The sequence below is a fragment of the Bacteroidia bacterium genome (assembly GCA_026932145.1).
In the GTDB taxonomy this organism is placed as follows: Bacteria; Bacteroidota; Bacteroidia; order J057; family JAIXKT01; genus JAIXKT01.
On sequence record JAIXKT010000052.1, the window covers coordinates 1 to 10,551 of the forward strand.

At 34.5% G+C, this 10,551-nt stretch carries 6 protein-coding genes; all 6 read right to left on the reverse strand.

Annotated features, from left to right (window positions below; all coding sequences use genetic code 11):
* Positions 1–69: 69 nt before the first annotated feature.
* On the reverse strand, positions 70–3,408 hold the full coding sequence (locus LC115_11745; GenBank protein MCZ2357336.1) for a hypothetical protein: 3,339 nt from the start codon (positions 3,406–3,408) through the stop codon (positions 70–72).
* A gap of 181 nt (positions 3,409–3,589) precedes the next feature.
* Positions 3,590–4,912, reverse strand: a complete 1,323-nt coding sequence (locus LC115_11750; protein ID MCZ2357337.1) for a beta-lactamase family protein — start codon at positions 4,910–4,912, stop codon at positions 3,590–3,592.
* Positions 4,913–4,952: 40 nt separating this feature from the next.
* Positions 4,953–5,345: a hypothetical protein gene (locus tag LC115_11755; protein ID MCZ2357338.1), complete on the reverse strand. Its 393-nt coding sequence runs from the start codon at positions 5,343–5,345 to the stop codon at positions 4,953–4,955.
* Complete coding sequence (locus LC115_11760) at positions 5,338–8,211, reverse strand: type III restriction-modification system endonuclease (protein MCZ2357339.1); 2,874 nt, start codon at positions 8,209–8,211, stop codon at positions 5,338–5,340. The genes LC115_11755 and LC115_11760 overlap by 8 nt, the downstream gene beginning before the upstream one ends.
* A gap of 1 nt (position 8,212) precedes the next feature.
* Positions 8,213–10,267, reverse strand: a complete 2,055-nt coding sequence (locus LC115_11765) for a site-specific DNA-methyltransferase (protein ID MCZ2357340.1) — start codon at positions 10,265–10,267, stop codon at positions 8,213–8,215.
* Positions 10,267–10,473 (reverse strand): helix-turn-helix transcriptional regulator, encoded by a 207-nt coding sequence (locus LC115_11770; GenBank protein ID MCZ2357341.1) that lies wholly within the window; start codon positions 10,471–10,473, stop codon positions 10,267–10,269. The genes LC115_11765 and LC115_11770 overlap by 1 nt, the downstream gene beginning before the upstream one ends.
* Positions 10,474–10,551 lie beyond the last annotated feature (78 nt).

Here is a 10,551-nt window from a genome sequence, read left to right on the forward strand (position 1 = left end):
AGGTAGAATGTTCAATTAACCACGTCACCCGCCATTGAGCCAAACGCCTGTTATGCGGTCGTGCTTCTTTCATGTCGATTGCATTTTCTGTTTTATTTCCGTCCATCTCTTTGTGTCAAACTTTTTTATTTCTCCCAAAGCGCCATTGAGTGTAACTGATTTCGTGGCTTTCGCTTTACTTACAAGCATTTCTGTCGAACAACTGTCAAGCATCTGTTTTGCTTTGTCAGGTGCAAATTCAGCAATCTCACTCAGTCCAGTTGCAAGTTCATGAAACTGTAGTCCAGGAAGTTGGTCTTTCAGTTTGTCAAAAAACCTGTCAATTATTTGGTTGCAAAGAGGTTTTGAAATCTTGCTCAACTTACCAAGTCCTTGTGTGAAAATTTGAAATGAAATATTCTGACTATTCAAGTCGTGTTTGTGCTGACTTGTATATGTAGTGAAAGTCTCTTTCGCAGTCTTTGGATTGATTTTGTGAATGGAAACAATTGTATGGAGAAATAAGTCAAATGAAAGTTTGTAAATTTTTGCTTGATATTTTGGGTCATTTGAAACAAGATTAAAAATTTCAATGGCTTGGATTTTGTCAACGGATTTTAACTCCTCAATGGTTTTAATTAATTGACCGAAGTTTATGTCGTTTGCTGTTGCTTTACGGACAAGAATATTTCTGTCACATTTTCTTAAAACATCTTTACTGCGAACTGGGTCAACCAATTTTAATTTCAAAAGAATATTGCCAAGTGAAGAAAAGCCAACCTCATTTCCATTAAGATTTATTTCTGTGTTTGCAAAAATCACTGTAGCCAAATCGTGGTTATAAAGTTTTGTTGCTGATAATCCTGAGGAATAATTTTCCGCTGTTGCTTTTCGGAAAAGAGGCAATAGTACTTCAATAGTAAATTTTGAAAATATTTTTTGTCTATCCGAATAACCGACATTGGTCAAGGTATGAATTAGATTAAAGTAGTCTGCAATATCTTTAACTTCTGTATGCAAAAAGTTCTTTAAATATACTTGTAAAATTTCTGTTGTCTTTGATTCTGAAATCTTAAATAGTTCAGCAAGGATTCTCATTGCATTTTTTACTGTTTCAAGTTTCAATTGGTCAGCAATATCAACGGAATTTAATTGAGAATAAATTCTTGAAACTCTATCTGGGTTTACAAGAAATAAACTAGCAAGTCCTTTCCCCAATTGTGCAGATTTACATTTACCTAACCCAATTAATATTTTGTCATCATTGTAATATTCAAAAAGTCGTTTTGCTTTATCGGGGTCAATTTCTTTTAATTCACTTATGACTTTCTCAAAATAGAAATACTTTAGGCGATTTAATTTTTTTCCTAAATCTTCTTCATTCATCAATAGGAAAATGTTCCGTGTCATTGTCCTGTTTATCTCTTTGAATTCAGTTAAGGAGTTTGCTGTAATAAATGGCGGAGCTTTCATTAAACTTTCAGCCCAATCAGATTCCGAAAGGGATTCAATAATAAGTTTGGCGAAAGATGGATTATAATTTTTAAAAAGGCGTGCTGAATGTGTTGTATAATTTACTGGCGAATTTTTAATAAGTAGTTTAAGTTCTTCCTTAGTTAATAATGAAATGAGTTTGCTCGCTTGTTTGGATAAGTTGCACTTGTAGCAACTAATTAAAAGAAAAGAAAAAGTTGTGAAACCGTCTCTATCATTTAGAATCGTCTCTTTGAATTTAGCTGACTTTTCAAGAAACTCTTTTGAGAAGTATTCAAATTTTGCTGCGTAACAAAAGCGAAGTGCGTTGAAAAAATCTTTTATCGCTGGAAGTTCAATTTCTTCACTCTGCAAATACTTTAAAGTTTTATCAGAAACTGTTTTGTCATTAAGTAAGGAAGGGATTACACCTTTAATTTTATGTTGATGCAATGCGGCAAAGATTGCTGCTGTATTTTTTGGGAATTCAATTGCAATTTGATTTGAAGAAGAAAATTGTTTAAAGTATTTTAGTAGTTCTAGTTTCTTAATTTCATTTTCCTGTTGCTTGTATTTTGCAGAGTCAAATTGCGGTAACTTTTCAATAATAGATGCAAATAGCAGTTCCGCAAATTGCGAATGCCCGAAACTGTATAATTTGTTTTTTTTGTCGCTTTCGTAAATTAAGCCTGCAACTTGAAGTTTGTCACAAAGTGTTCTGTCTTGAAGAAAATGAAAATCTATTCCGTATGAGTTGATACAACAATAGGGGATAATATCTTGAATGTTTCCTTCAATCTTTTGAAGGTAGCGAAGAAATAATTCTCGGTTGAAATCTTGCTCGGTGAGTTGGTCAAGTTTTTTGTCTTGGTTGTCTTTCCAAAAGGTCAAAAGCAAATTGAGTTTTAAAATGTTTTGGTTAGCAAGTTTCAAAACTTTGTTTATGTCTCCAACACTCTGCGTAATATTGAAATGCTTTTGAAATGAATGAATTATACCTTGAAATTTATCTGTCGGGTTTGATAACACCAACTCATAGCTTGTTGTTATTTCATCAAACAAATTAATTCCGCTATCATCCTTTTGGAAGTCTTCGCTAAGTTTTCGTGAAAGGAACAATGCTGAAATGTTTTGCATGTCCTCTAATTCCAAATAAATATCAATTGCTAACGATAGGTTTTTATGAATGTCATCAACGATAATTAACGACTTGTTCTTATTGATGATTACAAGCTCTTGAATAATTTCTCGGCTTGATAAAGTGTGATTCAGTTCAACATAGTAAACTTCAAAATCGTGTTTATAAAGTTCTCTTGATATGCCTAATGCAAGTGTTGTTTTGCCTGCTGATGGCAAACCCCAAATTAAAGCGGTCTTTACTTTTTGTGAATTGAAATTCTCTGCAAACTGTGTAACTAATTTCTGTTCCTGTGTGTCAAAGTAATTTAAGTTATCTTCAAACTGTTGAATCGAAGGTCGGTAGTTTGCCTTAAATGCTTTGAACTCTTTTTCAGGTTTTCTGAAATGTCCCAGCTTTGTAATTATCTCATAAAGTCGTTTGAATTCCTCTTCATATTTGAAAACTATTTCAGAATAATTTTCGTCTGTCAGATTGATACTATCTCCACCAGAAACAAATTTGGATTCATGTTTGGCTTTTATTTCTTTTAATTTTGCTACTGTGTATTCGTCAACATTGTCGGTTATTTTATGATGCGCATGACAAAGCAAAATGAGGTTTTCCTCATTTCGTCTTTGTTCATTACTCATTTCTCGTCTAAATCTTTCTCCGCCTTCCTGTGCTGCTTCAATGTGGCAAACTTGTGCAATGAAAGTCCCATTTTCAGCAAAAAGTTTATGTTGGCATTTTTCAAAAGCACATTTGTTTCCTGATTTTGCAAACAGTCTAACAAGAGTTTCTTTTGTCGGTGTCAATCTTTTAACTTCTTCTTCCATTTATTAGATTTCGATTGGGTGTCGGTTGTCTTAGCATGCCGCATAACGACCCGCGGCTTTGCGAGGGCGGGGCTTTTTAGCACTCACTTTCTTGCGAAGCACGGACTTCAAAGATAGCGAAAACTTTCAAACGGAGACGTTTCCCCCCGCTCTTGCAAAACCGATGTTGGGTGCTGTTTTTTTATTCTTTCGTGAATGTATATTGTCCACCACCTTGTTTTAATATCATTGTTTTGTCTGTCGGATTAAATTCTAAGACAACTCCTGCTTGGTCAAACTTAAATTTGTCTTTTTCGGTTGCTTCAAGTGGAAATGAGGATTGTCCTGTTGCTTGTGCAATTAAGGTGTTTCCGTCTTTTATAACGGTAATTTTCAAAGGAATTTGTTTTGAAGTGTAAACACCTAAATACTTATCTAAATCTTCCGAAGTTACGTTGAAAGTCGTGAATACCGGAATTTCATAAGGTTTGTCGTAAACTGCACTTAAAACCGCAATAGAAATGTCGTTGTTATTGATGTTTGTTCCGTTTGAAGTTAAAGCATAAGAAATTTTCTCGTCAGCGAAATGAGAATAAACAGAACTAAAACCGTCAATTCCGCCTGTATGTCCATAGCCGATACTTTTGTAAAAAGGAATTTGAAACAAACCAATTCCGTAACCGTCTTTTACGGTTTTCATTATTTCAAGACTTTTAGTTGTCAATAATTTTCCACCAAACAAAGCATCAGCAAATTTTGTCAAGTCCCTTGGTGTAGAAATGATTGCACCTGCACCTAACGGAACAGTAAAGTCTGTTTCAGTTTCTAATTTCCAAGTTCCTGCGAAATTGTATGATTTGCACTCGTTTTTTTCAGTGTTGATTTTTCCAAAAACATAAGTGTTTGTCAAACCGATAGGTTTAACAATGAGTTCTTGTAATAAGTCGGAATACGATTTTGCAAAAGTTTTTTCAAGTATGTATGTCAAAAGCACAAAATTTGAATTGCTGTATTCTGCTTTACTGTCTGGATTGAAGTCGCTACCGCCTTTTGCGATAATTTCAATCATTTCTTTTTCTGTCTTTGGTTGCGTGTTCCAAGTCAAATAATCTTTGTCGTCTGTGAAGTTGTGTATTCCACTTCTATGACTTAGCAAATGTTTTACAGTTATTTCCTTTGCATTTTTAATTGTTGGAAACCATTTGTCAATAGTTTGATTTAGGTCTAACTTTTTCTGTTCAACGGCTTTTAATACTAAAACCGCTGTAAACGATTTGGAAATTGAGCCAATTCTGTATTTAGAATTTTCGGTTGCTTTCACATTATTTTCAACGTCAGCAAAACCAACGGTTTTTGAATAAATGATTTCTCCGTTTTTTGATACGGCAACGCTTCCCATAAATTTGTTGTTTTCTTCAAGTGCGTTGAAATAGTTGTCCAACTTCGTTTTGTCAAAATTAGTTTGAGCAAGTCCGATTTGGCTTAATGTCCCGATTAGTAATGTTGTTAAGATTGTCTTTCTCATTTTGTCTTGTTATTGTTGTCGTTGTCGTTTACGGGTCGCCCTAAAATAGCACCCAACGTTTTGCAGCTTGGCGTAGTGGCGGCATTCGGAGCACTTCACTGTCAACCAAGCACAAATGTTGATTTGAAAAACTACTGTTCAATTTACCACGTCCCCCGCCATTACGCCAAACTGCTGTTGGCTGCTGGTGTTCTGTCTTTCGTGTCTGCAAACCGCTGTCCCTGTTGTGTTTAGCTGTTGTTGTCTTTGTCGTGTTGGGTCGTGCGATTGCGTATTTTTTATTTTCAGAAGGGGAGGAAATTTTTTTTAATTCAATTTTTTCTGCGTGGGAAAGGTGGAAGCTCTTTTGCAAGCTTTGCCCTGTGCGTGGGCTTGTGGGGCTTGCAAATGTGCTTACACCTGTGCGTGGGCTTATTGTTTTTGCTTTATTCATCAACTGAAAGTTCTTTTATTAAGTCAACTATTTTGGTGTTGCTGAATTGTGTCTTGAACTCAATTTTTACTTTGCCATCAAAGAATTTTTCAGCGTGTTTGATTTTGAATTTTTCTTCGTCACGAAGTCCGTCTTTGCTATTTACGTCTTTGGTTTCTACAATGAAGTTTAGTTTTTGCTCTCCGTCTTTGAATTTCAAAACATAGGCAAAGTCAGGTGAATATGATTTGCCACCTGCAACTGGAATTTTAATTGAGTTCTTCGGTATTTTGGTAAACACAATAACTTCTTTTACTTCTGTCTTTATGTTTGATTTCTCTAAGTCAGAATCGTAATACAATTCTTCAAAGAAATAAGAATCTGCAACATCTTCGTCAGAAAACAAAACACCAACATCAGATGCAGAAATTTCTTTCAGCACATTTCCTTTTTCGTCTGTCAGCTTTGTTGGATGAATGCTGTTTGAAACCTTTTTGTATTCAATAGAATACTTGTCAAATGCTTGTGTCATTAAGAAAAAGTCAAAGTTCTTTTTGATGATTCTCAATGTTGTTTGGTTAAGATATTTATTGATGTCTGTTTCTGCGTCAATGATTGATTGATGCAATGTTGCGATGTTTATGTTTAGAATTTTTGAAAGTTCTTTTAAAAAATCGCTGTATTTCATTATTGAAATAGTTGCTGTCTTACGGTTGTAAACAGATTCAGGTTCGCTTGCAACTGCTTTGTTGTCTTTAATTTCAACTTTTGAAATTCTTTCGTTAATACCGTCCGAAGTGAAATTGTCTTTTTGTGCTTTCAAAAACTCTGTAAACAAAGTTTTGAAGTTGGCTTCGTTGTCAAACTTATATTCAAGTATAACTTTCTCATTCAGTTTTTCCCAAAGGTCTTTTAGTTCTTGATATTTCTCTGTTCTTACTACAACTTTCTTTTTCGGGTCGGTTGCTTTGCGAACCTTGTTAGAGTTTACGCCTTCAAATATTCTTGGATAGTTTTGTTTGATGTAGTCAAAACCACCTGTCTTAAATGAATTTGTTCTTGTGATGACGTTGTTCGTGTCTAAAACTTCCAAAAGTTCATCTTCGGTTGTTTCGTATAACTCGCAAATCTTTTTAATCATTTGCTCAGAAAGTTTGTCAGGAACTTGTTCAATGGAAATAGCTCCCGATTTCTGATTGATTTCATTAACCAATTTATCTACAAAGTCGCTTTCGGTAAAGTCAACAAAGTAGTTCAAATAAAATTGCTCGTCTTTTACTCGATTGCCATATTCATTCACTGGCAAACGTAAACCACGCCCAACTTCTTGAAGTTTTGAAATTTCACTGCCACTGCTTCGGAGTTTGCAAATCTGAAATACGTTCGGATTGTCCCAACCTTCACGCAACGTCCATTTTGAAAAAATAAATCGTCTTGGATTTTCCAAATCTAGCATTGCTTGCTTGTCGTGCAAAATTTCGTTTATCTCTTTTTCAATGGCTTCGTCTTTTTCGGTATTGTCTTTTGAAAAATATCCTGCGTGTGTTGCCGAAAGGTCAAGCAATGTCTTTTCAAGATAGGCTTTGTAAAAAGCATCCTTTTCTGTTTTTAGCAATTCTTCAATTTCTGCTTTGATGTATTGCTCAACAGTTTTGCGGATATATCCTTCTTTATTTCGGTATTCGTCTATGTTGTCAATGAAGAAAAGCGTTAAAGGTTTAATCTTCACTTCTCTTGTCAATAGCTGTTTTTCAATTTCAAAATGGTGTTTTATTGCCTTTTGAATCATTGTTTCCTGCAACTTTTCAGCATAAGAATAAGGGTTGATTTTATCGCCCTTTTTCATTTCTAAGCCGTTGGTTAATACAACCGTGCTTTTATTCAAATTTTCAATTCCCAAGTCAGACATTTCAGGATGTATCTTTTTCAGACTTTCTTTTTTAGAAACTGTTACGGTTTTTCGTCTCTCATTTTCAATCAATTCAAAACTGGCTTCTGTTCCATCTGAATCAATAAATTTTACGATTGCGTTTTCACCTGCATTAAATTCAGTAATGTGTCCGATTACGCCTTTCACTAAATTTCTGTTGAATGAATCAACGGCTGTCAGGGTGTAAATCAAGTTTTCATAACCTTGAAAAGTTGCACCATAACGTAAAATAAATTGGGGCTTCATTTTCTGAATGTTCTCCCAAGTCTTATTGCCTTGCCCGAATTTGTGTGGCTCGTCAATAATCATAAAAGGTTTTGTTGCTCCTACGGCATCAAAAGGAATGGTGTATTTGTCAAACAAACCTTTGTCAAAACTCTTTTGCATTGTTTCAGAGTTAATCATACCTGCGTTGATAATCATAACCTGAATACTGTTTTTCTCAAAAGTTCCGGCATTTACAAAACTGGTTACTGCTGGTGGAATGAATGATTTTTTACTCTTGCTGTTTTTCTGACTTTCTACAATATGCAAGTGAAGCGTTTTGCCATATTGTTCTTTGAAATGCTCACGGCTACTGTCCGATTTCAAAAAATCAATTGTTCCTGCTTTGATGGATAAAGTTGGAACAACGACTATGAATTTGAAAATGCCGTAGTTTTTATTGAGTTCAAAAATTGTTTTAGTGTAGGTATAAGTTTTACCAGTTCCAGTTTCCATCATTATATCAATGATGTTGCTGTTACGCTTTATTTTTTCATTAACTCCGTTATCTTCCTGAATAGCTCTTATGTTTTCGGGATAAGTTCTTTCAGTTGTAAAATCAAATGCAGGGTTGATGTAGTTCTTATCCGCTTCTGTGGGCTGAACAAGGCTAATGTTCTCAAACACGGCAATAGTGCTATCTACTGCGTGTGATTGATGGTTCAGGTTCTTCTCAAAATTAAATCCCTTCATATTAATACCTTGTTATAAAGTCAATGTCGCTTTTCTTCTTGTTGTTGTAAGTTTTTACGTTTTCTGAAATCTCTCGTAAACTCTTACTCTCCAAATGATAGCCAAAGGCGATGATGCTTTTAGGTTCAAAATGTTTGTCAGTGTCAATCTTTTCCAATAATGCTTTCAGACTGTCAGTTGTAAAGCCCTTGTGCATAAGATACAATCTGCCATTGCCGTAATAAGCGGTGTAACCGCTTAAATCAACAATTTCCAACTCTTGCGTTAAGGCAATGCCGTCATAGGTTTTCCAAGTAGTGAGTAAGGCTTTGATGTCGTCTTCGGTTAATTTGCCGGCATCAAACAGCGTTTGCGAACTGTCAAACTGTTCTGCTTCAAAATTGTAATCTTCCCAAATTGGAGTTGTTTCAAAAATTTTGAAACCTAAATCTTGATTTTTAAGTGTGCTAATTTCAAAATTTAGTTGCTTGATTTTTTCGTCTTTAATTTCTAAGTCGAGTGTTCCTTCCAAACTCTCCCTTTCGATTTCTTTTGCCGATATTCTTGACTGATTTACTTGACTGATTTTTTGTGCAACTCTTTTTAATCGCTCTTTTGTTATTTCAAAAATTATTGGTTCAGCCTTCAATTCATTCTTTACAAAATCAAAAGAAACCTTATTTTTCTTTGGGTCTATTGGCTCTGGAATTTGGACTAAAATGAATTTTAGGTTTTTATATTCTTCTGAATTAATTTGCATTACAGCATCACCTGTTGTTCCGCTACCACCAAAAAAGTCCAGAATAATTACGCTTTCATCTTCATTTACATTAATTAGATTTATTAAATGCTTTATTAGTTCAACTGGTTTTGGATTGCTGAATATTCCTTTGTGAGGTTCAAAAAGTTCATTAAATCTTTTTGTTCCTGAAGCATTAGTAAATTGGTCAAGCCAAGCTTTTTCAGCTTGGTAAATTGTATTGTCTTTTTCAGGGTCAAAGTAAATTTTCCTTTGAAGTTTAGTTCCATCATAGTGAATAAAACTTTTATCTTTTTCAAACTTCTCTGGAGTCCAAAGCCATCTTCCATCTTCTCCTTTTACTTGATTGGGTAATATTTCTTCTTTGAAAGTTTCAGGTTTTATAGTTGTTAATGTATCATCTTCTAAAACATAAATTGGGTAATACATATTCTTTCTTGCAGAACGTGTGGCATCAGAACCTGATGCTTGAAATTGCCCTAACAAGTAATCTCCATTTTCGTCTGATAATGGAAACTCTTTTTCTCCCATATTTTTTTTATTGAAAATCAGATTGTTTTTCTGATAAATAAAAACGTAATCATTCAGCTTTCTTAATTCCGATTCTGAGCGTGTCGCTGCCGAACCTGCCCCAGTTTTTCTAGGAGCTAATGCAACGAAATTTTCTTCTCCAAATACTTCGTCTAATAAAAGTTGTAGTTGTGCAACTTCACTTTCATCAATTGAAACAAATATTACTCCATCATCCTTCAATAATTGTTTAGCAATGTAAAGACGAGGATACATAAATGTTAACCAAGCACTGTGGCTATTGCTGTTGCTTTGTGTAAAATCTAAAATGTGTTTGGCTCTATCTGCATCTACACCAATAAGGTTTTGTAATTCTTTTACGGTAAATTTTCTATCGTCATTATACACAAAGCCATCGCTGCCTGTATTGTAGGGCGGGTCTATGTAGATCATTTTTACTTTTTCGTAATAGGCATTGGCAAGGTGTTTCAGTACTTCCAAATTATCGCCTTTTATGAGTAAGTTTTCAGCGTTTTTAGTATTGAGTTGTGAGTTATGCGTTTCATCAGCTCGTAAAAGAGTAGTTGCTGGGTCGCTTGCCAAAAGTCTTGCGTAACTTTTACCTAACCAGTTTAAACCGTAGCTCTCGGTAGAAAAGTTAATTTCCTTTTCAGTCAGGTTATTTTTGAATTTCTCTAATTGAAAATTTCCGTCTTTGTCAAAGCAATGCGGAAAGTGAATTTTCAATTTTTCCAAATCTTTGTTAGGCACTTTTATTTCAGTCGTAATTTTTTGCTCGTTACTCATTACTTGTCCTTTTTAATTTCGTTGTCAATCAATAGTTCCTTTACATTTACGCCAAGAATTTCAGCGATTTCATAAAGCACTTCAATTCGTGGTTGTTGTCTGTTTTGCACATAAGCATTTACCATATTGTAGCTTTTGCCTAATTGCTCGGCAAGCCAAGTCTGCTTGATGCCTTTTTCGTCCAACACTTCTTTTATTCTGTTCATTTGTTCAAATGATTTCAAGTCGCAAAGATAGGTTTATAATTTTTAGTATCTCATTTTGTAAGATAAAAAGTAATCAAA

Bases quoted from the DNA above. Each gene is read 5' to 3' on its own strand.
- LC115_11745 (MCZ2357336.1), bottom strand. From the start codon at position 3,408: ATGGAAGAAGAAGTTAAAAGATTGACACCGACAAAAGAAACTCTTGTT.
- LC115_11750 (MCZ2357337.1), bottom strand. From the start codon at position 4,912: ATGAGAAAGACAATCTTAACAACATTACTAATCGGGACATTAAGCCAA.
- LC115_11755 (MCZ2357338.1), bottom strand. From the start codon at position 5,345: ATGAATAAAGCAAAAACAATAAGCCCACGCACAGGTGTAAGCACATTT.
- LC115_11760 (MCZ2357339.1), bottom strand. From the start codon at position 8,211: ATGAAGGGATTTAATTTTGAGAAGAACCTGAACCATCAATCACACGCA.
- LC115_11765 (MCZ2357340.1), bottom strand. From the start codon at position 10,267: ATGAGTAACGAGCAAAAAATTACGACTGAAATAAAAGTGCCTAACAAA.
- LC115_11770 (MCZ2357341.1), bottom strand. From the start codon at position 10,473: ATGAACAGAATAAAAGAAGTGTTGGACGAAAAAGGCATCAAGCAGACT.